Annotated in this window: 20 protein-coding genes, 1 tRNA gene and 1 pseudogene; 10 read left to right on the forward strand and 12 right to left on the reverse strand. The window is 70.4% G+C overall.

The annotated features are described in order from the left end of the window. Positions 1-10: 10 nt before the first annotated feature. Both M2163_RS26845 and M2163_RS26850 read right to left on the reverse strand, forming a co-directional pair. Positions 11-646 (reverse strand): DUF305 domain-containing protein, encoded by a 636-nt coding sequence (locus tag M2163_RS26845; protein ID WP_280895249.1) that lies wholly within the window; start codon positions 644-646, stop codon positions 11-13. Positions 647-754: 108 nt separating this feature from the next. After that, complete coding sequence (locus tag M2163_RS26850; protein WP_280895250.1) at positions 755-1183, reverse strand: DUF6153 family protein; 429 nt, start codon at positions 1181-1183, stop codon at positions 755-757. Positions 1184-1398: 215 nt separating this feature from the next. Here M2163_RS26850 and M2163_RS26855 point away from each other — a divergent pair. Next, positions 1399-1482, forward strand: a pseudogene (locus tag M2163_RS26855) (NUDIX hydrolase); the annotation flags it as partial. A gap of 212 nt (positions 1483-1694) precedes the next feature. Here the strand turns inward: M2163_RS26855 and M2163_RS26860 are convergent. After that, positions 1695-1768 (reverse strand) — tRNA-Gly (locus tag M2163_RS26860). Positions 1769-2291: 523 nt separating this feature from the next. Between M2163_RS26860 and dcd the strand changes: the two genes are divergently transcribed. Together dcd and M2163_RS26870 are read left to right on the forward strand one after the other, a co-directional pair. Continuing rightward, positions 2292-2867: a dCTP deaminase gene (dcd, locus tag M2163_RS26865; RefSeq protein ID WP_280895251.1), complete on the forward strand. Its 576-nt coding sequence runs from the start codon at positions 2292-2294 to the stop codon at positions 2865-2867. Next, the gene (locus M2163_RS26870; protein WP_280850303.1) at positions 2864-3379 is read left to right on the forward strand and encodes a phosphoribosyltransferase; all 516 of its coding nucleotides are present in this window, start codon (positions 2864-2866) and stop codon (positions 3377-3379) included. The genes dcd and M2163_RS26870 overlap by 4 nt, the downstream gene beginning before the upstream one ends. A gap of 38 nt (positions 3380-3417) precedes the next feature. On the opposite strand, the gene M2163_RS26875 is transcribed toward M2163_RS26870, so the two are convergent. The 4 genes from M2163_RS26875 to M2163_RS26890 all read right to left on the reverse strand — a co-directional run bounded on the left by M2163_RS26875 (position 3418) and on the right by M2163_RS26890 (position 7757). Further along, positions 3418-3825: an NUDIX domain-containing protein gene (locus M2163_RS26875; protein ID WP_280895252.1), complete on the reverse strand. Its 408-nt coding sequence runs from the start codon at positions 3823-3825 to the stop codon at positions 3418-3420. A gap of 97 nt (positions 3826-3922) precedes the next feature. Next, positions 3923-4876 (reverse strand): YIP1 family protein, encoded by a 954-nt coding sequence (locus tag M2163_RS26880; protein ID WP_280850301.1) that lies wholly within the window; start codon positions 4874-4876, stop codon positions 3923-3925. A 105-nt stretch (positions 4877-4981) separates the two neighbouring features. After that, on the reverse strand, positions 4982-6391 hold the full coding sequence (locus M2163_RS26885; protein ID WP_280895253.1) for an FG-GAP-like repeat-containing protein: 1410 nt from the start codon (positions 6389-6391) through the stop codon (positions 4982-4984). Positions 6392-6491: 100 nt separating this feature from the next. Continuing rightward, on the reverse strand, positions 6492-7757 hold the full coding sequence (locus tag M2163_RS26890) for a VCBS repeat-containing protein (protein ID WP_280897320.1): 1266 nt from the start codon (positions 7755-7757) through the stop codon (positions 6492-6494). 161 nt (positions 7758-7918) lie between these two features. On the opposite strand from M2163_RS26890, the gene M2163_RS26895 reads away from it, so the two are divergent. Next, the gene (locus M2163_RS26895; RefSeq protein WP_280895254.1) at positions 7919-8410 is read left to right on the forward strand and encodes an amino acid transporter; all 492 of its coding nucleotides are present in this window, start codon (positions 7919-7921) and stop codon (positions 8408-8410) included. Positions 8411-8475: 65 nt separating this feature from the next. Here M2163_RS26895 and M2163_RS26900 read toward each other — a convergent pair whose 3' ends face one another. Further along, entirely contained in the window at positions 8476-10758 is a 2283-nt protein-coding gene (locus M2163_RS26900; RefSeq protein ID WP_280850298.1) for a (Fe-S)-binding protein, read from the reverse strand. Between the two features lie 215 nt (positions 10759-10973). Here M2163_RS26900 and M2163_RS26905 point away from each other — a divergent pair, with 215 nt between their 5' ends. The 5 genes from M2163_RS26905 to M2163_RS26925 all read left to right on the forward strand — a co-directional run bounded on the left by M2163_RS26905 (position 10974) and on the right by M2163_RS26925 (position 16237). After that, entirely contained in the window at positions 10974-11993 is a 1020-nt protein-coding gene (locus M2163_RS26905; protein WP_280850297.1) for an MraY family glycosyltransferase, read from the forward strand. A 94-nt stretch (positions 11994-12087) separates the two neighbouring features. Next, complete coding sequence (gene dnaK / locus M2163_RS26910) at positions 12088-13929, forward strand: molecular chaperone DnaK (protein ID WP_280850296.1); 1842 nt, start codon at positions 12088-12090, stop codon at positions 13927-13929. Next, the gene (gene grpE, locus M2163_RS26915; RefSeq protein ID WP_280850295.1) at positions 13926-14576 is read left to right on the forward strand and encodes a nucleotide exchange factor GrpE; all 651 of its coding nucleotides are present in this window, start codon (positions 13926-13928) and stop codon (positions 14574-14576) included. The genes dnaK and grpE overlap by 4 nt, the downstream gene beginning before the upstream one ends. 33 nt (positions 14577-14609) lie before the next feature. Continuing rightward, on the forward strand, positions 14610-15785 hold the full coding sequence (dnaJ, locus tag M2163_RS26920; protein WP_280850294.1) for a molecular chaperone DnaJ: 1176 nt from the start codon (positions 14610-14612) through the stop codon (positions 15783-15785). A gap of 5 nt (positions 15786-15790) precedes the next feature. Continuing rightward, the gene (locus tag M2163_RS26925; RefSeq protein ID WP_037706704.1) at positions 15791-16237 is read left to right on the forward strand and encodes a helix-turn-helix domain-containing protein; all 447 of its coding nucleotides are present in this window, start codon (positions 15791-15793) and stop codon (positions 16235-16237) included. Positions 16238-16301: 64 nt separating this feature from the next. On the opposite strand, the gene M2163_RS26930 is transcribed toward M2163_RS26925, so the two are convergent. Beyond that, entirely contained in the window at positions 16302-17951 is a 1650-nt protein-coding gene (locus M2163_RS26930) for a PA14 domain-containing protein (protein ID WP_280895255.1), read from the reverse strand. A 240-nt stretch (positions 17952-18191) separates the two neighbouring features. On the opposite strand from M2163_RS26930, the gene M2163_RS26935 reads away from it, so the two are divergent. Further along, positions 18192-19295, forward strand: a complete 1104-nt coding sequence (locus M2163_RS26935; RefSeq protein WP_280850292.1) for a substrate-binding domain-containing protein — start codon at positions 18192-18194, stop codon at positions 19293-19295. A 21-nt stretch (positions 19296-19316) separates the two neighbouring features. Here the strand turns inward: M2163_RS26935 and M2163_RS26940 are convergent, their stop codons facing one another. Genes M2163_RS26940 through M2163_RS26950 form a run of 3 tightly spaced genes read right to left on the reverse strand, consistent with a single transcriptional unit; the run spans position 19317 to position 22634 of the window. Continuing rightward, positions 19317-20159 (reverse strand): transglutaminase family protein, encoded by an 843-nt coding sequence (locus M2163_RS26940; RefSeq protein ID WP_280850291.1) that lies wholly within the window; start codon positions 20157-20159, stop codon positions 19317-19319. Between the two features lies 1 nt (position 20160). Further along, positions 20161-21093 (reverse strand): alpha-E domain-containing protein, encoded by a 933-nt coding sequence (locus tag M2163_RS26945; protein ID WP_280850290.1) that lies wholly within the window; start codon positions 21091-21093, stop codon positions 20161-20163. After that, positions 21090-22634: a circularly permuted type 2 ATP-grasp protein gene (locus M2163_RS26950; protein WP_280895256.1), complete on the reverse strand. Its 1545-nt coding sequence runs from the start codon at positions 22632-22634 to the stop codon at positions 21090-21092. Before M2163_RS26950 ends, M2163_RS26945 begins: the two co-directional genes overlap by 4 nt. Positions 22635-22824 lie beyond the last annotated feature (190 nt).

The raw sequence follows: 22824 nt of genomic DNA on the forward strand, positions 1-22824 counted from the left end.
ACCGGACGGGTCAGCTCTTGCCGAGGAGCTTGTTCATCTCCGCGATCTCGGCGGTCTGCGCGGTGATGATGTCGCCGGCCAGCTCCTTGGCCGGACCGTACTGACCGTTGTCCTTCTCCGTGGTCGCCATCTTCACGGCGCCCTCGTGGTGCTCGACCATCATGGTCAGGAACATGGTGTCGAAGTCCTTGCCGGACGCGTCCATGAGCTTGTCCATGTCCTCGGTGCCCATCATTCCGGGCATGTCGGAGGAGCTGTCGTCGCCGTGGTCCATGCCGGGCATCGCGGAGGGCACGTCCTCGCCCCACGCCTCCAGCCACCCGGACATCGTCTCGATCTCCGGGTCCTGGGCCTTCTCGATTCGGGCGGCGAGGTCCTTGACCTCGGCGGAGGACGCCTGGCTCTTGGCCATCTTCGCCATCTGCAGGGCCTGCTGGTGATGCGGGATCATGCCCTGGGCGAAGTCGACGTCCTGGTCGTTGTGGGCGCCGGCGGTGTCCTCGGCGCTCGCCGAGGCCGACGTCTGCGTACCGGAGCCGGTGCCGGAGGAGCCGTCGTCGCTGCCGCACGCGGCGAGAACGAGGGCGGCGGCCACGGCCGTGGTGCCCAGCGCGACACGGCGGATGAGGGAACGGGTGCTGTTCATGGGTCTTCTCCTGCGATGTGCGGGGGGAGGGGGCGCCGATCGGCGCGGGACATGACTGAGTGCCGTATCCGCCCTCGACGACGGGGGCAGGCACGGCTCGGTCTTGTCCTAGATCCGCAGGAGTTGCAGTTCGGCCAGGGTGGGCGGGGCGCGGCCGCCTTCGGACGCGGCGGTGAAGGCGCCGTTCGGACGATCGGCGGGAGAGGCCGGGCCGACCGGATCGGGCAGCGGCGCGTGCAGAACCGGCCCCGTGCCGAGAGCGGCGGAGGCACACACCGAATCGGCGTGCTGCGTGTGCCCACCGGTACCGCTGTCGTCGCCGTGACAGAGGAACTCGATGTCCCGCCCCATGCTCGCGCCTGCCGAGGCGGCGGAGGAGTGAGAGGAGTGAGGGGAAGCATGGCCGCCTGCCGCGACCGCTCCGGCAGGAGCGAGGGCGTGCATGGCGAGCAACCCGGCCAGCAGCCCGAGCAGCAGCAAAACGCGCCGCCCCTTGACGGGCGGTCGCGCTCGACGCGGCTGTGTACGGGCTGTCACGTTCCTCATGCTACGGAATCGCATCTGCCGCGGTGAGGTGCCCCGGCGTCGACTGTCGTGGCGCCGGTCCCGTCCATGCCGAGTCACGGACACGACCACTGCCTCGACGACTCCCTCGACCACGCCGTCGACCGCGTGCGGGTGACCGTCGCTACCCGGCTCACGCTCCTCAGTCCGCCGAGCCGCTCACCGGACTCCCCGTCACGGTCTCGTGGCCGCTGCTCCACGCCGAACCCGCCAACGGCATCACCGACTCGCAGCATCACGTCTTCCGCGCCGGCGACGCGACGTACGCCGGGTCGACGGTGCAGCGGGCGATGACGGCAGGGCGACACCAAGTCCCAGGCAGGCACCCGGACTGTGATCCTTCCCGCCTTCCTCCGGGCACACGCTCTCGACTCGGTCCGGCACCACTTTGAAGGACACGATGGTCCGCGCCGGACAGCTGTCCGAGAAGGCCGCGCTGATCGGACAGCAAAACGGCCCAGGTCTCTGACCTGGGCCTGCTACATGGAGCGGGTGACGAGAATCGAACTCGCGCTCTCAGCTTGGGAAGCTGATGTTCTACCATTAAACTACACCCGCGTGAGACGCCGGACGGAACCGGTGTCGAACGCAACGTTACCTTACCTCATGCCAGGCCCCCGGCGCTGAAGCCGTGGGGCCTGAGTGCGTCTGGGGGGTGGGACGGGGCTGCGGGGCGCGGGAGTTGGGGCGTACGGTGGAGGGGTGGGAGAGGGTCCGGGCGGGACCGGAGTGCCGCCTGGAGGGCCGTCCTGTCCATCCCGTAATGTGGCTTTTGTCGTCAGGCAAGTAGCAGCCGGACGCGGCTCTTGGGGAAGGGACTCTAGGACTTGATGGAGCGCACCGTCGTCCGTTGTGCCGATGGGCACGTGTTCAGCACCGCTTCGTTCCCGATGCAGCAGGCCGAGCGCCTCGGCCCCGGACGGCTTGTCCGCTGTCCTCGCTGTGCCCGGCTTCGCAGCGTCGTCCAGGTGGCCTTGGAGAAGCACTAGCGGAGTAGGGGAGTAAGCGGCAGCAGAGCGGTACCAGGCGCGCGGGTCCGTCCGATGGTGGTCGGCCCGCGCGTCTTGCGTATCCTCGGGGCGTGCTTCTCTCAGACAAGGACATCCGGGCCGAGATCGACGCCGGGCGGGTACGCATCGATCCCTACGACGCATCCATGGTGCAGCCGTCCAGCATCGACGTACGACTCGACCGGTTCTTCCGGGTGTTCGAGAACCACCGGTACCCCCACATCGACCCCTCCATCGAGCAGAGCGACCTCACGCGGCTGGTGGAGCCGGAGGGCGACGAGCCGTTCATCCTGCACCCCGGGGAGTTCGTGCTCGCCTCCACCTACGAGGTCATCACGCTGCCGGACGATCTCGCCTCGCGCCTGGAGGGCAAGAGCTCGCTGGGGCGGCTCGGGCTCGTCACCCACTCCACCGCCGGGTTCATCGACCCGGGCTTCTCCGGGCACGTGACCCTCGAGCTGTCCAACCTCGCCACGCTCCCCATCAAGCTGTGGCCCGGTATGAAGATCGGCCAGCTGTGCATGTTCCGGCTCTCCTCGCCGGCCGAGTTCCCCTACGGCAGCGAGCGCTACGGCTCCCGCTACCAGGGCCAGCGCGGGCCCACCGCCTCCCGGTCCTTCCTCAACTTCCACCGGACCCGGGTATGAGCGGCGCGGAGGGGCGGGAGAACCTCACCTACGAGGCGTTCGGCACCGCCGTGCGCGAACTCGCGCAGACCATCGCCGACGACGGCTACGAGCCCGACATCGTGCTCTCGATCGCCCGCGGCGGGGTCTTCGTCGCCGGCGGCCTCGCCTACGCCCTCGACTGCAAGAACATCCACCTGGTGAACGTGGAGTTCTACACCGGTGTCGGGACCACCCTGGAGATGCCGGTCATGCTGGCCCCGGTGCCCAACGCCATCGACTTCTCCGACAAGAAGGTCCTCATCACCGACGACGTCGCCGACACCGGCAAGACGCTCAAACTGGTGCGGGACTTCTGCCTCGACGCCGTCGCCGAGGTCCGCTCCGCGGTCATCTACGAGAAGTCGCAGTCCCTGGTGAAGTGCGAGTACGTGTGGAAGCGCACGGACCGGTGGATCAACTTTCCGTGGAGTGTCCTGCCGGTGGTGCGCAAGGCGGGGGAGCCGATCACCCCGTCCAGGGAAGCGCTCTGAACCGCTGATCGCGGTGCCGCGGTGCCGCGGTCCTGCCGTCAGGTGAGCCACCCGGCCTCGTGCAGCGCGTCGAAGGCCAGTCCGTCGACGGCCGAGACGCGGGCCCGGTCGGCGTGGCGGAACCACGCCTTCTCGGCGATCTCGCGCGAGGGGGTCAGCTCGCCGTGGTGGTCGGCGGTGTAGCAGATCATCCGGAAGGGGCCGTGCTCCGGATGGCCCTCGCCGATCTCGAACGTGCCGAAGTGCGCCATGGAAGCGGGGCGGATCGCCGCCCGCAGTTCCTCGTCGATCTCCCGCACCAGGGTCTCGCTGTCGGACTCGCCCGGCTCGCGGTGACCGCCCGGCAGGTAGAAGCGGTCCCTGCCGTGACTGCGCGTCACCAGCACCCGGCCGTCCCGGACCAGGATCCACGCCACCTTCTCCGGCACACCGCTGCCACTCGTCATGGGCCGGACCGTACCGGAGGAGCTGAGGGGGCGCGGGACGGAGAAAAGGGCTCCCGGCGCGCGCCGGGAGCCCTTCGTCGTCGTAGCGCCGCGAGGGCTAGAACGTGCCCAGCTTCACGATCGACAGCAGCGCGATCAGCTGGATCGCCGACGCGCCGAGCGCCTTCGGCCAGGGGAGGTCGTGCGACCTGGACACCATGAGGGTGAGCAGGGCGCCGGCCGCCACCCAGGTCGCCCAGCCCAGGAGCTGGACGAAGGAGGCGTCGCCGCCGAAGAACATGGCCACGATCAGACGCGGGGCGTCGGTCAGGGACATGATCAGCATGGAGAGGCCGACCGTGGGCTGCCAGGCGCCGTCGCCGCCGAGCTGGCGGGCCAGGGCGTGGGTGACGACGCCGAGGACGAAGGCCGACAGGACCATGGCGACGGCGGTGATCAGGACGATCGGGATCGCGTTCGACAGGGTGGCGTTGATCGCGTCCTCGCGGGCGCCCTCGAAGCCGAACACCGCGAGCAGGCCGTAGAGGAACGTCACGACGAGGGCCGGGCCCCACATCGTGTAGTCCCGCATCTGGAGGAAGGTCTGCTTGGGGGAGAGCAGGATGCCCTTCAGGAGTTCCTTCCAGTGCAGACGGGGGCCCACGGGTCCGGCCGGGGCCGAGCCCGCGCGATAGGTGCCGCCCGGGTTGTAGGGGTCCTCACCGACCGAGAACGCCTGGGTGTGGCCCGGGTTGTTCGCCGCGTACGGGTCGTGGCCGCCCTGCGGGTGCGGGGCGCCGCCGTCGCCGAAGTACTCCGGCTCGTCGTAGGCCCCGCCACCGCCCTGGGTCCACTGGCCCGGGTGGGGCTGCGGCGCGGGGGGATAGCCGTACGGCTGTCCCTGGGGCGCCTGCTGCCCGTACGGAGGTTGTTGCGGTCGCGCGTGAGGAGCGCCGTTGTCCCGGCCGCGTCCGATCCTGAATCCAGCCACGTCTTCGAACGTACCTGGTCCTGGAGAGTGACGGGCGCGGCCGGGCGTTCCGGGGACGGCTTTGCTGCCGAGCTGTGACATCCCCTAAGGGGCGGTCGGAGCAGAGCCGGGGGGCCGCTCGGGGTAGTGCCGTACGGGACGTGCAGGGGTGTGCGGAGGCGTACGGCTCCCCCCGGTCACGTCACCTCAACCGATGAGCCCCGTGCCGAAGCCGCCGTACACCCGCGGTCGGCCCACGCTTCCCGGCCCGAAGGTCCGTGCTCCCTTCGTGGTCAGCCCCGTCAGGGCGGTCACCGCGCCGATGCCCTCGTCCTCGAACGCGGCCGCGGCCGCGAGGTCGGCGTGGCCGTCGCCGGTGACGTCCGACAGGAGCACGTCCGAGCCGAAGTAGTCCGTCGCCTCCGCGGCGCCGGGTATGCCGGACGTGTTCTGGGTGAACGTGCGGGCACCCTCGCGGGAGACGCCGGACGCCGCGCCGTTCATGACGATCGTCGCGCCGGCGTCCTCGGTCGTGCCGAGGTCCTCGAGGGGGACACCGATCGCCAGCTCGCTGTGTCCGTCGCCGTCGACGTCGGCGATGGACACCGCGCCCCCGAAGCCGTCGCCGGCTTCGTCGGCGCCCGGAACTCCCGTGGAGGACTGGGTGAGTTCGGCCATGGGGGCGTCGCCGTTGACCGGGCCGCCCTCCGAGCCGCGGATGACGACGACCCGGCCGCCCAGGCTGCCGCTGTGGTCGTCCTCCTCGCTGAAGACGTTGCCGAGGGCGATCTCGTCGTAGCCGTCGCCGTCGATGTCGCCCAGGGCGATGGAGGTGCCGCCGTTCAGCGGGCGCGGCAGCGACGTGTCCAGGCCGGAGGACGAGCCCAGGTACGCGAGCCCCTTCGACCAGCTGCCCGACGGGTCCGTCGTCCGGTCCGTGCGATAGGTGAGGACCAGGTCGGCCTTGCCGTCACCGTTCGTGTCGCCCGCGTCCATCGCGTCGAGCGCGAAGGCCTGCTCGGGCACGTCGATCCGCTGAGCGGGACCGGAGTCGCCGCCGCTGATGACGTACGCGTGGGGGGAGTCGCTGCCGACGGCGAGGTCGGCGTGGCCGTCGCCGTCGAAGTCCCCGGCGGTCAGTGTCCTGCCCCATGCGCCGTGTGCGGTGGGCGCCGGATCCGCGACCGTGGTGCCGTTCGCGAGGCCGCCCGCCGAGCCCCACAGGACCGTCACCGAGCCCTTGCCGCCGTCCTCTCCGGATGCTCCCACCGCGAGGTCGGTGTAACCGTCGTCGTTGAAGTCGGCCACGGCGAGGGCGGAACCGAAGGTGTCGTCGGTCTCCACCGTGTCGGGCACGCCCGCGCTGTCCTGGCTGACCGTGGTGTGGTGGGCGGGGTCGAGGCCGGTGGGGCCGCCGTACACCACGGCCACGTAACCGGCGAATCCCTTGTCGCCGAGTTTCGCGTACGGGGCTGCTAACGCGGCGTCGCCGTAGCCGTCGCCGTTGAAGTCCGCCTGGTGGCGGGGGGTTTCCGCGGCCGTCGCCGGTGCGGCGGCGAAGGTGAGCAGACCGCCGGTCAGTGCGGCGGCGGTGGCCGTGGCGAGAGTGAGTCGCATCCGTCTGGGGTGGGGCTGGAGCATGCGGGTCCTCCTGCTCGGGTGCCGATCGTTCGGTGACCCGGAAGACCCTCGCCGGTGCGTCAGGGTTGTACGGATGTCATGAATCGGTCAGGAAAGTCGAGGTGGAGAAGGTGACGGACGGCTCGGCGGCGACCAGCCCCTTCTTCGTGCCGGAGAAGACCGCGACGGTGTCCTTCGTCTCGCTCCGGTACGTCCGTACCGCCAGGTCCGCCCGGCCGTCGTCGTCGAAGTCGCCGATCGCGACGACCCGGGTGGTGCCGGTCGCGGGGGGTTCGACGGTGACCGTCGCCTCGGTGGACGGGCCTGTCGTACGGCCCTGGAGGACGCGCAGGCGTGAGCCGCTGGAGACCAGTTCGCTCAGGCCGTCGCCGTCGAAGTCGGCGGCGTCCAGGACCGATCCGGGGGAGGCCAGGGCGCCCTTCCCTGCGGTCGGGAGGTCGTAGCGCAGAGACGTTCCGCCCATGGCGCCGACCGCCGCGTCCAGGGCCTTTCCGCGGCCGAAGGAGCCGAGGGCCACATCGATGCCGGACGGCAGGACGGCTCCGGTGCGGGTCGGGCCCGACGGACCGCCGAGGACCACGGCGGAGGGGCCGGCGCCCGGTGCCGTACGGACGACGAGGTCGTCGTAGCCGTCGCGGTCGACGTCGGTGGTCGGGCCCGTGGGGACCTCGCCGGGCGCCGCGATCGGGGCGCCGGCCTCCCGCGGGGCGCCCTTGCGGGTGAACGGGCCGCGCAGATAGGTGAGATGACCGCCGGTGGCGTGCAGGACGAGGTCCTTCGCGCCGTCGCCGTCGAAGTCGCCGCAGACCGGCTGGTCGGGCCAGTCGTTGCCGACGCGCGCGGCGGGCGGGACGGTGAGGTGAACGGCCCTGCCGGTCAGGCCGTCCGGGGAGCCGAAGAGGATCTGGAGCGGGACCGGGGGCCTGCCCTGGCCGTCGTAGGGCGGGTCGGTGGAGACGACGAGGTCCGTGAAGCCGTCCTTGTCCAGGTCGCAGGTGGCCTCCGCGTCGAACAGGGCGGGAAGTTGGCCGTCGGTGGCCGCGCCCTGCCGGCCCGGGGCGATCAACTGCCGGGTGCCCGGGACGAGTCCGCGCGCGCTGCCGTAGACGATGCCGATGCCGGGGTCGTCGGCGTGCGCCTGCTCCTTGACCAGCTCGCCCAGGACCAGGTCGCGGTGGCCGTCGCCGTTGAAGTCGTCCGGGGTGCCGCTGCCGTCGCCCTGGGGGACGGGCAACCGGGCCGGGGCGTCGGCGATCCGGTCCGGGCTGCGGTCCGCGGAGCCGGTGTGCTGGGCGGGGCCGCAGGCGGCGAGGAGGAGGGCTGCGGCGAGGGCGGTGAGCAGCGGGCCGAACTCCCGTACGGCACCCCCGGTCGGCCCCGTCACGTCTCTTCGCGCGATCCGCACACGCACCGCTCACCTCGTCAGCATCATCGACAACGACCCGGTAATGATGCACGTGTTCGACAGGCGGCGACAGCCCCGTACAGCTCTGGAGTCGAGTGGTGGACGCGGACGAGGTGGTGCGGATCCTGGACCTGCTGCGGCGGGCCGGGACGGAGGTCTGGGTCGGGGGCGGGTGGGGGATCGACGCCCTCGTCGGCGAGCAGAGCCGGGTCCATCGCGACCTGGATCTGATGCACCGGCAGGAGCAGGAGCCCGCCGTGCTGGCGGCCCTGGCGGGTGCCGGTTTCGTGGAGAGCCTCGATCTGCGGCCGGTGCGGTTCGTGGTCACCGCTCCCGGCGGCCGGGAGGTCGATCTGCACCCGCTGGTCTTCGCCGGGGACGGTTCCGCCGTTCAGGCGTCCGGGGTGCCGGAGCGGCCCTTCGTGTACCCGGCCTCCGCCTTCGTGACCGGGACCGTCGGCGGGAGGACCGTCCCGTGTCTCTCGGCCGAGCAGCAGGTCTTCTTCCACCAGGGGTACGAGCCGGCGGAGCGCGACCGGCACGACATGGCCCTGCTGCGGCGCGTCTTCGGGATCGCCACCCACTTCTGAGCGCCGACGCGCCGGAGCCCCCAGGCCCGGCAGGACCTGGGGGCTCCGAACGGCACAGCCGAGTGCTACTTCACCGGCTCCGGCTCCGGCTCGCTCTCCGCCGCTTCCTCGCCGGCCGGGTCGACCGGCGTCTTCACGGACTGCAGCAGCAGCTGGGCGACGTCGACGACCTGGATCGACTCCTTCGCCTTGCCGTCGTTCTTCTTGCCGTTGACCGAGTCGGTCAGCATGACCAGGCAGAACGGGCAGGCGGTGGAGACGATGTCCGGGTTGAGGGAGAGAGCCTCGTCCACGCGCTCGTTGTTGATGCGCTTGCCGATCCGCTCCTCCATCCACATCCGCGCGCCACCGGCACCGCAGCAGAAGCCGCGCTCCTTGTGGCGGTGCATCTCCTCGTTGCGCAGGCCCGGGACGCCCGCGATGATCTCGCGCGGCGGCGTGTAGATCTTGTTGTGGCGGCCCAGGTAGCACGGGTCGTGGTAGGTGATGATGCCCTCGACCGGCGTGACCGGGATCAGCTTGCCCTCGTCGACGAGGTGCTGGAGCAGCTGGGTGTGGTGGATGACCTCGTAGTCGCCGCCGAGCTGCGGGTACTCGTTGCCGATCGTGTTGAGGCAGTGCGGGCAGGTCGCGACGATCTTCTTCGCGGACTTCGGCTTGGCGGACTCCGGGACCACCTTGCCGTCGTCGTCCAGCTCCTCGCCGAACGCCATGTTCAGCGCCATGACGTTCTCCATGCCGAGCTCCTGGAACAGGGGCTCGTTGCCGAGGCGCCGGGCGGAGTCACCGGTGCACTTCTCGTCGCCGCCCATGATCGCGAACTTGACGCCCGCGATGTGCAGCAGCTCGGCGAAGGCCTTGGTGGTCTTCTTGGCCCGGTCCTCCAGGGCGCCCGCGCAGCCGACCCAGTACAGGTACTCGACCTCGGTGAGGTCCTCGATGTCCTGGCCGACGACCGGGACCTCGAACTCGACCTCCTTGAGCCACTCCAGGCGCTGCTTCTTCGCCAGGCCCCAGGGGTTGCCCTTCTTCTCCAGGTTCTTGAGCATCGTGCCCGCCTCGGACGGGAACGCGCTCTCGATCATCACCTGGTAGCGGCGCATGTCGACGATGTGGTCGACGTGCTCGATGTCCACCGGGCACTGCTCGACACAAGCGCCGCAGGTGGTGCAGGACCACAGGACGTCCGGGTCGATGACGCCGTTCTCCTCCAGCGTGCCGATCAGCGGGCGCTCGGCCTCGGCGAGAGCCGCGGCCGGGACGTCCTTCAGCTGCTCCTCCGACGCCTTCTCCTCGCCCTCCATGCTCTTGCCGCCGCCCGCGAGCAGGTAGGGCGCCTTGGCGTGCGCGTGGTCGCGCAGCGACATGATCAGGAGCTTGGGGGACAGCGGCTTGCCGGTGTTCCAGGCGGGGCACTGCGACTGGCAGCGGCCGCACTCGGTGCAGGTGGAGAAGTCGAGCAGGCCCTTCCAGGAGAACTGCTCGACCTGGGAGACACCGAAGACGTCGTCGTCACCTGGGTCGGTGAAGTCGATCGGCTTGCCGCCGGAGGTCATCGGGAGCAGGGCACCGAGCGAGGTCTCGCCGCCCGCGTTCCGCTTGAACCAGATGTTCGGGAACGCGAGGAAGCGGTGCCAGGCCACACCCATGTCGGTCTTCAGGGCGACCACGATCATCCAGATGAACGAGGTGGCGATCTTCAGGCCGGCGAAGAAGTACGTGAGGTTCTGGAGCGTCGAGACGTCCATGCCCTCCAGCCAGTGGACCACCGGGTACGAGATGAAGAACGAGGCCTCGTAGCCGTCCACGTGGTGCTGGGCGCCCTCCAGCGCGTGCAGCATGAAGATGCAGACGCCCACGACGAGGATGACGGTCTCGACGAAGTACGCCTGGCCGAAGTTGGAGCCGGCGAAGCGGGACTTGCGGCCCGGGTTGCGCGGGTGGCTCAGCTGACGGATGACGATCAGGGCCAGGATGCCGAGGACGGTCATCGTGCCGATGAACTCGACGAAGACGTTGTACGGCGCCCAGTCGCCGATGACCGGCAGGATCCAGTCGGCCTGGAACAGCTGGCCGATGGCGTTGACGATCGTCAGCAGCAGGGTGAAGAAGCCCACCGCCACGAACCAGTGCGCGACACCGACGACGCCCCAGCGGTTCATCCGGGTGTGGCCGAGGAACTCCTTGGCCACGGTGACGGTGCGCCGGCCGGGTTCGTCGGTTCGGGTGCCCGCGGGCACGTCCTGACCGAGCCGCATGAAGGTGTAGATCTGGAGGAGGGCGCGGGCGAACAGGGCCACGCCGACCACGATCAGTACCAGCGACACGATGATCGCGGCGAGTTGCATTTCGGGGCTCCTCGGGCCTGCGAGGGGTCTACGCGAGATCCGTGAGAAGGGATCTCGTCATTACTAAGCGGTAACTTATGCAGTCCGTCTGAGACTACCCCCATCCTCCGCCGCACTGTAGCCGGGCACGGGGTGATCTGAATCGCTGAGGGTTACCTTAAAACCCGATCGTGTTATTCGTGATGAATTGGTACATACGGCGCTAATTTAGGCTTGTGCTCTACGGGATCCTCGCCGCCACCTCCGCCCTGCTCCTCGCCGCCGTGCTCAGTGCCGTGCTGCGAGTGGCCGCCCTGCGCCTCGGCATCGTCGACCGGCGATGGCGACGGCCGGTGCCGCTGTCCGGCGGGGTGGCGGTGGTGGTGGCCACCTGTGGTGTCGCCTTCGTCGGGGACTGGCGGGGCGTCACCCCGCTCGGCCCCGACGTCGGACGCCTGCTGGTCGCGGGCGCCTGTGTGGCCCTGCTCGGGCTCGTCGCCGACGTACGGCGGGTCAAGGCGCGGTTCCTGGTGGGCGGTACGGCCGTGGCGGCGGCGTGCGTCGTGCCGTACGAGGAGACGGGCGTGCCCGCCGGGCTCCTCGCGGTCGGCTGGATCGTCTTCGTCGCCCTCGGGTTCAAGGCGCTGGACCACACCGACGGGCTCGCCGGGACCGTCGGGGTCGTCACCGCTTTCGGGGCCGGGGCCTGTGCGGCGGCCGAGGTGATGGACGGGCTCGCCGTCCTGCTGAGTGTGCTGGCGGCCGCGCTGACCGGGTTCCTGATGCACAACTGGCATCCCGCGCGCGCGGGACTCGGCGCGTGCGGGGCGCTGTTCACCGGGTTCGTGCTGGCGGCCGCGGCCGTGACGACCCGCGCGGGACAGGAACTCGGCTCCGGCGCGGGGGTGTTGTTCGCGCTGACCGCGGTGGTGAGCGCCGACGTCGTGCTCGTCGTCCTGGCCCGGGGGCTGTCCGGGCGGCCGTTGCTGCGCGCCGCCCCCGACCATCTCGCCCACCGGCTGCGGCGGCTCGGGCTCACTCCGCAGGGGGCGTGTGTCGTCCTCGGTGTCGCGGCCTTCGGCGGGGTACTCGTCGGGGTCCTGGTGCACCTCGGGTGGATCGCCCCGACCGGTGCTCTCTGGGTCGCCGGGGGTGCCTTGCTGGTCGTCCTGGCACTCCTTCGTGTCAGGCTCAGCAGCTCCCCGCGTCCGGTGTCGACGCAGGTCAGAGGGCAGTTGCGTGTAAGGAACGGATAAGAGTTGAGTCCGTACGACTCAGGTCTGTTGACCGAGCCGGAGCTGTCGTGCACACTTGAGCCTGTTCCACTCAAGTCAGCTGGAGGAATCAACCATGGCACGTGCGGTCGGCATCGACCTGGGCACGACTAACTCCGTCGTCAGCGTTCTCGAAGGCGGCGAGCCCACCGTCATCACCAACGCCGAGGGTGCCAGGACCACGCCGTCCGTCGTCGCCTTCGCGAAGAACGGCGAAGTGCTGGTCGGCGAGGTGGCCAAGCGCCAGGCGGTCACCAACGTGGACCGGACCATCCGTTCGGTGAAGCGGCACATGGGCACCGACTGGAAGATGGAGCTGGACGGGAAGCCCTTCAACCCGCAGCAGATCTCCGCCTTCATCCTTCAGAAGCTGAAGCGGGACGCCGAGTCCTACCTGGGCGAGAAGGTGACCGACGCGGTCATCACCGTCCCGGCGTACTTCAACGACTCCGAGCGTCAGGCGACCAAGGAGGCCGGCGAGATCGCGGGCCTGAACGTCCTGCGCATCGTCAACGAGCCCACCGCGGCCGCGCTCGCGTACGGCCTCGACAAGGACGACCAGACGATCCTCGTCTTCGACCTCGGTGGCGGCACCTTCGACGTGTCCCTCCTGGAGATCGGCGACGGCGTCGTCGAGGTGAAGGCCACCAACGGTGACAACCACCTCGGTGGTGACGACTGGGACCAGCGTGTCGTCGACTACCTGGTGCAGCAGTTCAAGTCCGGTCACGGCGTGGACCTCGCCAAGGACAAGATGGCCCTCCAGCGCCTCCGCGAGGCCGCCGAGAAGGCCAAGATCGAGCTGTCCAGCTCCACCGAGACCTCGATCAACCTGCCCTACATCACGGCCTCCGCCGAGGGTCCGCTGCACCTGGACGAGAAGCTCACCCGGGCCCAGTTCCAGCAGCTGACCGCGGACCTCCTGGAGCGCTGCAAGACCCCGTTCTTCAACGTCATGAAGGACGCCGGCGTCTCCATCAACGAGATCGACCACGTCGTCCTCGTCGGTGGCTCCACCCGTATGCCCGCCGTGGCCGAGCTCGTCAAGGAGCTCACCGGCGGCAAGGACGCCAACAAGGGCGTCAACCCGGACGAGGTCGTCGCCATCGGCGCCGCCCTCCAGGCCGGTGTCCTCAAGGGTGAGGTCAAGGACGTCCTGCTCCTCGACGTGACCCCGCTGTCCCTCGGCATCGAGACCAAGGGCGGCATCATGACCAAGCTCATCGAGCGGAACACGACGATCCCGACCAAGCGGTCCGAGATCTTCACCACCGCCGAGGACAACCAGCCCTCCGTGCAGATCCAGGTCTACCAGGGCGAGCGCGAGATCGCGGCGTACAACAAGAAGCTCGGGATGTTCGAGCTGACCGGTCTGCCGCCGGCCCCGCGCGGTGTCCCGCAGATCGAGGTCGCCTTCGACATCGACGCCAACGGCATCATGCACGTGACCGCGAAGGACCTCGGCACGGGCAAGGAGCAGAAGATGACCGTCACCGGCGGCTCCTCGCTGCCGAAGGACGAGGTCGACCGGATGCGCCAGGAGGCCGAGCAGTACGCGGAGGAGGACCACCGCCGCCGCGAGGCCGCCGAGACCCGCAACCAGGGCGAGCAGCTCGTCTACCAGACGGAGAAGTTCCTCAAGGACAACGAGGACAAGGTCCCCGGTGAGGTCAAGACCGAGGTCGAGTCCGCCGTCGAGGAGCTGAAGGCCGCGCTCAAGGGCGAGGACACCGCGGAGATCCGCACCGCGACCGAGAAGGTCGCCGCGGTCTCCCAGAAGGTCGGCCAGGCCATGTACGCCGACGCCCAGGCCGCGCAGGCCGCGGGCGGCGAGGCCGGCGCCGAGGCCCCCAAGGCCGACGACGACGTCGTGGACGCCGAGATCGTGGACGACGAGCGCAAGGACGGTGCCGCGTGACGGAGGAGACCCCGGGCTTCGACGAGAAGCCCGACGTCCCCTCCGGCGCCACCCCCGACGACGCCGAGCCGAAGGCCGCCGCTCCCTCTTCGGAGGCGGGGGCGGCCCCGGCCGGGGACGCTACAGCGCAGATCGCCGGTCTGACGGCGCAGCTGGACCAGTCGCGCAAGGCGCTCGACGAGCGCACCGCGGACCTCCAGCGGCTCCAGGCCGAGTTCCAGAACTACCGCCGCCGGGTGGAGCGGGACCGGATCACGGTCAAGGAGATCGCCGTCGCGAACCTCCTGACCGAGCTCCTGCCCGTGCTCGACGACATCGGCCGCGCGCGGGAACACGGGGAGCTCCTCGGCGGGTTCAAGTCCGTCGCGGAGTCCCTGGAGACCGTCGCGGCCAAGATGGGCCTGCAGCAGTTCGGCAAGGAGGGCGAGCCCTTCGACCCGACGATCCACGAGGCCCTGATGCACAGTTACGCGCCGGACGTCACCGAGACGACCTGCGTGGCGATTCTGCAGCCCGGGTATCGCATCGGCGAGCGCACCATCCGCCCCGCGCGGGTGGCCGTGGCCGAGCCGCAGCCGGGTGCGCAGACGGTCAAGGACGAGTCCGAGGCCGGCGAGGAGAAGGACAACAGCTCTGAAGAGGGCTGAAGTGGTCGGTGACCGGAAGGAGGGGCGTCGGGGATGAGCACCAAGGACTTCATCGAGAAGGACTACTACAAGGTCCTCGGTGTCCCCAAGGACGCCACCGAGGCCGAGATCAAGAAGGCGTACCGGAAGCTCGCCCGCGAGTTCCACCCGGACGCCAACAAGGGCAACACCAAGGCCGAGGAGCGCTTCAAGGAGATCTCCGAGGCGAACGACGTCCTCGGTGACCCCAAGAAGCGCAAGGAGTACGACGAGGCCCGCGCCCTGTTCGGCAACGGCGGCTTCCGCCCGGGGCCGGGCGGCGCGGGCGGCTCCTTCAACTTCGACCTGGGCGACCTCTTCGGAGGCGCCCAGGGCGGGGGCCAGGCCGGCGGCTTCGGCGGCGGACTCGGAGACGTCTTCGGCGGCCTGTTCAACCGGGGCAGCTCCGGGAGCACACGTGTCCAGCCGCGGCGCGGCCAGGACATCGACACCGAGGTCAGCCTCAGCTTCACCGAGGCCATCGAAGGCGCGACGGTCCCGCTCAGGATGTCCTCGCAGGCCCCCTGCAAGGCCTGTTCGGGCACCGGCGACGCCAACGGCAACCCGCGCGTGTGCCCGACCTGCGTGGGCACCGGACAGGTGGCCCGGGGCTCCGGGGGAGGCTTCTCCCTCACGGACCCGTGCCCGGACTGCAAGGGCCGCGGCCTGATCGCGGAGAACCCCTGCGAGATCTGCAAGGGCTCCGGGCGGGCCAAGTCCTCCCGCACCATGCAGGTCCGCATCCCGGCGGGCGTCTCCGACGGGCAGCGGATCCGGCTGCGCGGGAAGGGGGCGCCCGGTGAACGCGGCGGCCCTGCGGGCGACCTGTACGTCACCGTGCACGTCGCCCCGCACCCCGTCTTCGGCCGCAAGGGCGACAACCTCACGGTGACGGTCCCGGTGACCTTCACCGAGGCGGCGCTCGGCGGCGAGGTCAGGGTCCCCACCCTGGGCGGACCCGTCGTGACGCTGAAACTGCCCCCGGGCACACCCAACGGCCGCACCATGCGGGCGCGGGGCAAGGGCGCGGTCCGCAAGGACGGCACCCGGGGCGATCTGCTGGTCACCGTCGAGGTGAGTGTCCCGACCGAGCTGTCGGGGAAGGCTCGTGACGCACTCGAGGCGTATCGCGAGGCGACCGTGGGTGAGGATCCACGGGCGGAGCTGTTCCAGGCCGCGAAGGGAGCTTGATCGAGATGGACGGCCGTCGACGCAACCCGTATGAACTGACCGAGGAGACCCCGGTCTACGTCATCTCGGTGGCGGCCCAGCTGTCCGGCCTGCACCCGCAGACGCTGCGCCAGTACGACCGCCTGGGCCTGGTGTCCCCGGACCGCACCGCGGGCCGGGGCCGGCGCTACTCGGCCCGGGACATCGAACTGCTGCGCACCGTCCAGCAGTTGTCGCAGGACGAGGGCATCAACCTCGCGGGCATCAAGCGCATCATCGAGCTGGAGAACCAGGTCGCGGCGCTGCAGTCCCGGGTGGCCGAGCTCCAGGCGGCCGTCGAGGGCGCCGCGGCGGCCATGCAGCAGCGCGAGGCAGCGGTGCACGCGTCGTACCGCCGCGACCTGGTCCCGTACCAGGAGGTCCAGCAGACCAGCGCGCTGGTGGTGTGGCGACCGAAGAAGGCCAAGGACTAGGCGGCGCGCGAGCAGTGCACGAGTAGGGGCCCGGAGATCTCTCCGGGCCCCTGCTCACATGCCGTCAGCGTCCGCTGAAGAACTCCACGGAGGCGCCCTGCGTGCCCTGGCGGCCGTAGGCGTCCACGGCGTACGCCGTGGCGACGCAGGGGCCGTTCCAGGGGGCCGTCCAGGAGAGAGTGCCGGTGGTGGAGAACTGCGTGCCGCTGTCGCCGCAGGCGCCCGTGATCTCCCACGCGTAGCCCTTCAGGACGCGTGCCTCGTCACCCGCGCCGGGCGCGGCTGTCACCTCGATCGGGGAGCGTCCGGGCACCCCGTTGGTGACCAGGGTCAGCTTCGGCGCGGCCGGGCCGGTCGCGGTGGCCGGGGTGAGCCGGTCGACGGTCACCTGCGAGGAGGGCACCGAGTCGGCGCCACTCGCGTCGACGGCGGCCACGTAGTAGGAGGCCGCGCCCTTCGGCGCCGAGGTGTCCTCGTACGACGTGCCGGACGCGGTGCCGAGCAGGATCCAGGCGCCGTTGACGCGGGTACGCCGGTAGACGTGGTATCCGCTGGCGTCGGGGGCCGCGGTCCACGCGAGGGCGGTGGCCGCGTCGGCGGGGGTGCCGGTGACCCCGGTCGGGGCAGGCACCGCCGAGGGGACCGGGCGGGTGACCGTGGCCGGGTCTGATACCGGCGCGAAGTTCCCGGCCGTGTCGACGGCCTGCACCTTGTACGCGTACGCCGTTCCCTCGTCTGCGGTCACGTCCGTCCAGGAGGTGCCCCAGACCGGGTGCGGCCCGTCGGGGTCGGACTGTCCCACCGGGGCGCCCCAGACCTCGTAGTGGTCGACGTCCTTGGACGGGGACGCCTGCCAGGTCATGGAGTTGCCCATCGTGGTGCCCACCGCCGTCAGCCCTGTGGCCGCGGCCGGCGCGGTCCGGTCGACGGTGACCACGGCCTGGTCGGCGGTGCCGCCCGACTCGTTGCCCGCCTTGTCGCGGGCGCGGACCTCGTAGTAGTACGTGTCGCCGGTCACCGGCAGGGTGCTGTCGGTGTACGAGGTCGAGGTGGTCGTCGTGAGCGAGGCGGTCGGGAAGGAGGTGCCCTTGAGCCGTCGGTAGACCCGGTATCCCGCGAGGTCCATCTCCTTGTTCCTCGCCCAGCTGACCTTGGCGTTGCCGGTGGTCTTGTCGTAGGTCACCGAAGTGCCCGTCGGCGTGAGCGGCTTGACCTTGTCGATGTCGGGCGAGGTGCGGGGTGTGTAGGTGACCTTGACCTTGGCGGTGCCGGTCCAGTGGGCGTAGTCGATGCGCAGGGTGTGTCTGCCGGAGGGGATGGTGACGTTGGCGGTCTTGGTGACCGTCGTGGAGACGTTCTTCCAGAGGTCGATCTTGCGGACGCCGTCGAGGTGGACCCGCATGCCGTCGAGGCCGGTGGCGTTGAGGGCGAAGGGGCCGCCGGAGCCGAAGTCGCGGGTCACGGTCCAGCGGACGCCGAAGTTGTCCTTGGGGAGGCCGGAGACGGGGGCGCCGGTCCAGGTCTGGTCGATCGCGGTGTCGCAGTCCGTCTTCTTCGGGGTGCCGGACAGGCTCGTGTTCGCGTAGAACTGGCGCTTGAACATGGGGGAGGCGCAGGTGACGGCGGCCGAGGCGGGGGCCGCCGTCACCGTGAACAGGGTGCCGGCGATGGTGAGGACGACGGCGGTGGCGGTCGTCCGTCTGGCTGACTTCATTCGATCCTCTGGTCGGACACGGAACAGCAGTTGTGGGGCTGCTGTGATCACGACTCATGAGGTGTGAAGTTGGTTGTACTAGTGTTCGCGCCAAGTCTTCACACCATCGGCGGAGAGTGGCGTTGCGCACTCGTTAAGTGATTCCGCTTGACGCCGGTGGGCGGCGCCGCGTTGGCTTTTCAGTCACATGGGCCGCAATGCCGCGCCCGCGTCCGGAAAGCATCAGAAGTGAGCAGCCCCATGCGTCGTATCGCCATAGCCGTGGCCGCGTCCACGATGACCCTCTCGCTGGCCGCCTGCGGCGCGCTCGGCGCCGCGAGCGGGAGCGAGGCGAGCCCGACCAAGGGCAACGACATCACCGTGGGTGTGCTGATGCCGGAGAAGACGAACACCCGCTACGAGGAGTTCGACTACCCGATCATCCAGAAGAAGGTCGCCGAGCTCACGAACAAGCAGGGCAAGACCGTCTACGCCAACGGCGAGGCCAACGCCACCAAGCAGGCCGGGCAGATGCAGCAGATGATCGACCAGAAGGTCGACGTCATCCTGCTGGACGCCGTGGACTCGCACGCCATCGCGGGCATGGTGGAGAAGGCCAAGGAGGCGGGCATCCCGGTCATCGCCTACGACCGGCTCGCCGAGGGCCCGATCGACGGGTACGTCTCCTTCGACAACGAACTCGTCGGCGAGGTGCAGGGCCGCTCCCTCCTGGAGGCGCTCGGCTCGGACATCGACACCTCCGACAAGATCGTGATGATCAACGGCTCGCCGTCCGACCCGAACGCCGGCCAGTTCAAGGCGGGCGCGATGTCGGAGCTCAACGGCAAGGTGACGATCGCCAAGACCTACGACGTCGACGGCTGGAAGCCGGAGACCGCGCAGAAGAACATGGCCGAGGCGGTCAGCGCGATCGGCAAGGGCAACATCAAGGCCGTGTACTCCGCCAACGACGCCATGGCCGGCGCCGCCATCCAGGCGATGGAGGACGCGGGCATGACCAAGCTGCCGCCCATCACGGGCCAGGACGCCGAGCTGGCCGCGGTGCAGCGGATCGTCGCGGGCGAGCAGTACATGAGCGTCTACAAGCCGTACCCGGACGAGGCCGAGGCCGCCGCCGAGATGGCCGTGACGAAGATCCAGGGCAAGGGAATCCAGTTCGACGCCCTCGCCAAGGACAGCGTGGACAGCCCCACGAACAAGAACATCCCGGCCCAGCTCGTCCAGGTCGTCGCCCTGACGCGGGACAACATCAAGAGCACCGTCGTCAAGGACGGCATCTACTCCGTCAAGGACATCTGCACCTCGGCGTACGCGAGCGACTGCCAGGCCGCGGGCCTGAAGTAGCCGCGCGGCCCCTCCCGCCGCTCACGCCACCCGCGTGAAGTCCACCGTCACCTCCGGCGGCCCTCCCGGGACACCCCGGTAGATCCCCTTGTGCGGGGTCACGTCGTCGTAGTCCCGGCCCCGGCCGACCACCACGTGGGACTCGTCGGCCCGGACCCGGTTGGTGGGGTCGTAGCCGCACCACTCGCCCGCCCAGTACTCGACCCAGGCGTGGCTCTGCCCCGCGACCGGCCGGTGCAGCTCCGCCTCCCGCTCGGGGTGCAGATAGCCGGAGACGTACCGGGTCGGCAGGCCGAGGCCCCGCAGCAGCGCGAGGGTGACGTGGGCGATGTCCTGGCAGACACCGGCGCCCTGCTGCCAGGCCTCGGCGGCGGAGGTGTTCACGCCCGTGGTGCCGGGCAGGTAGGAGACCCGGTCGGCGACGAGGGCGGACACGGCGACCGCGGTCGCGTGGACGTCGAGGCCGGCCGCGGCCTCCCGCGCCCGCTCGACCAGTTCGGCGGGGACGGTCGTACGGACCGTGGGGTCGAGGAACTCCAGCAGGCGTGAGTTCGCGCTCCGTTCGGCGAGCTCGGCCCAGCCGGGCGGTTCGGGGAGCGGCCCTGCCGGGTGGGTCTCGACCAGGCTGGAGGCCGTGATGGTGAGATGGCCGTGCGGGTCCATCAGGTCGAAGCCGGTGACCTGGGTGCCCCAGTAGTCCCAGTACGACCAGGTGGGCGTCGCCGGGTTGACGGTGACCCGGGCGTCCAGGGTGGTCTGGCCGGGCAGGGTCAGCGGGGTCATGCGGACCTCGTTGTGGGACGAGGCCGCGGGCTGGGCGTACGCCACGTGTGTGACGTGCTCGATGCGGAGCCGGCGAGTCACCTCACGCTCCTTCCTGGGCCCACTCGACGGGCCCCTGGTACGGGAAGAACCGCTCCGCCACCGCCTCCGCCGAGGCCATGCAGGCGGTCTGCAAGTCCCTCAGCAGCAGCGGGAGTTGTTCCTCCAGGGCGTGCAGGTCGAGGTATTCGAGGCGGGTGCGCATCCGGCCGATCGGGCGGCGCGCGGGGTCCTGGCGGGGGCGGCCGAGCGCGGTCAGGCACTCCTCGGCCGTCGTCAGGGCGTGCAGGGCCGAACGCGGGAAGTCCCGGTCCAGGAGCAGGAACTCGGCCACCCGCGGGGTGTCGCCGAAGCCGCCGTACAGGCGCGCGTACGCCTCGTCGGCGCCCGAGGCGCTCAGCAGGGTCGGCCAGTCGGGCGCGTGGGCCGCGTCCAGGACCCGCACCGACAGCAGCCGCACGGTCATGTCCACCCGCTCCAGACTCCGGCCCAGCACGACGAAACGCCAGCTGTCGTCCCGGCTCATGGTGGAGTCGGCGAGCCCGAAGAAGAGGGCCGCGCGCCGCCGTACGAGCTCCAGATACGCGTAGGGGCCGGTGCGGCGGGCCGCGAGGCGCTGGTCGGCCAGGGCGTGCCAGGTGGAGTTCAGGCACTCCCACATCTCCGAGGAGACGACCTCACGGGCGCTGCGGGCGTTCAGCCGGGCCGCGCCGAGCGCGCCCTCGATGGAGCAGGTCGAGCGGGCGTCGAAGGCGAGCTGGTCGAGGACCTGCTGCATGTCGACCCGGGTGCCGCCCGCGTCGACGCCGAGGATCGCGTAGAGCGACCGGCAGGCCACGTCCTCGTCGCGCCACGGGTCCTCCAGCATCCGGTGGAGGTAGGCGTCGAGGATCCGTCCGGTGGTGTCCGCCCGCTCGACGTAACGGCCGGTCCAGGTCAGTGCCTCGGCTATCCGGGAGAGGATCACGTCGTTCACTGCTGCTGCGCCCCTTCCTGTACGACGGCGGGGGTGCCGTCGGGACCGAGCTGTCGTGGGGCGATGTCCAGGTGGGCACCGTGGTCCGCGGGTCTGGGCGGCTCCGCGGGGCCCTCGGCGAGCACCCAGGTGTCCTTGGAGCCGCCGCCCTGGCTGGAGTTGACGATCAGGTTGCCCTCCTGGAGGGCGACCCGGGTCAGGCCGCCGGGCAGGACCCAGATGTCGCTGCCGTCGTTGACGGCGAAGGGGCGCAGGTCTATGTGGCGGGGCGCCATGCGTTCGCCCGCGAGGGTGGGAGAGGTGGACAGGGCGACGGGGCGCTGGGCGATGAAGCCCCGAGGGTCCCGGCGGACGGCCTCGCGGGTTCTCTCCAGGGTCTTGCGGTCGGCCTTGGGACCGATGACGATGCCCTGGCCGCCGGCCCCGTCGACCGGCTTCACGACGAGCCGGTCGATCTGGTCGAGGACGGCCTCCAGCTGCCCGGGCTCGTCCGGGCGGTACGACTCCACGTTGGGCAGAATCGGTTCCTCGCAGAGGTAGTAGCGGATCAGGTCCGGCACGTAGGTGTAGAGCAGCTTGTCGTCGGCGATGCCGTTGCCGACCGCGTTGGCCAGGGTGACGTGACCCGCCATGGCCGCGCCGAGGATGCCCGGACAGCCGATCACCGAGTCGGGGCGGAAGTGCAGCGGGTCGAGGAAGTCGTCGTCCAGGCGCCGGTATACGACATGGACGGGCACCTCCCCGCGGGTCGTGCGCATCCACACCCGGTTGCCCCGGCACACCAGGTCGTGCCCCTCGACCAGCTGCACGCCCATCAGCCGGGCGAGCAGGGCGTGTTCGAAGTAGGCCGCGTTGCTGGGCCCGGGGGTGAGGACCACGACCCGGGGGTCCTGGACGCCGTCGGGCGCGGCGGCGCGCAGGGCGGCGAGCAGCTTCTGCGCGTACCCGTCGACGGGGAGCACGTGCTGCTCGGCGAAGAGGGAGGGGAAGACGCGGGTCATGGCGCGCCGGTTCTCGATGACGTACGACACGCCGCTGGGAACCCGCACGTTGTCCTCGAGGACCCGGAAGTCGCCCTGTTCGTCCCGGACCAGGTCGATGCCGGCGACATGGATGCGCACGCCGCCCACGGGTTCGAGACCGTGCGCGGCCCGGTGGAAGTGCGGGGAGTTCAGCAGCAGCCGCCAGGGCACCACGCCGTCCTCGAAGGCGCGGGCGGGTCCGTAGGCGTCGGCGAGGTACGCCTCCAGGGCCCTGACCCGCTGGCTGACCCCGCGTTGTACGAGATCCCATGCGGGGGCGTCGAGGATCCTGGGCACGAGGTCCAGCGGCCAGGGCCGCTCCTCGCCCGCGAAGGCGTAGGTCACGCCCCGGTCGGTGAACGCGCGGGCCATCTGGTCGGCCCGGAAACCGAGTTCGCCCGGTTCGATCGCCTGAAGCGCCGCCAGCACCGGCTCATAGGCGGTCCTGACCTCGCCCGGCCGCTCGAACATCTCGTCCCACGCGTCGGCCAGCGCGTACGCGTCAAATATGTCCGCCATGACCTGACGTTAAGTGCGGTACGTAACAGGGTGATCACTGCCGGGTTTCCGGAAGTCGACACGCGGAGCCGGGAGTTCCGCCGCTGGGCGATGCACCCGTGAGGGTGGCCGTACCGCCATCAGCTTGTTGCAGACCGGCGGGCGGAGGCCCGTAGGTAACGGGGCATACCGGCTGTTTTCTCCGCCCCCG

The sequence above is a fragment of the Streptomyces sp. SAI-135 genome (assembly GCF_029893805.1).
GTDB lineage: Bacteria > Actinomycetota > Actinomycetes > Streptomycetales > Streptomycetaceae > Streptomyces.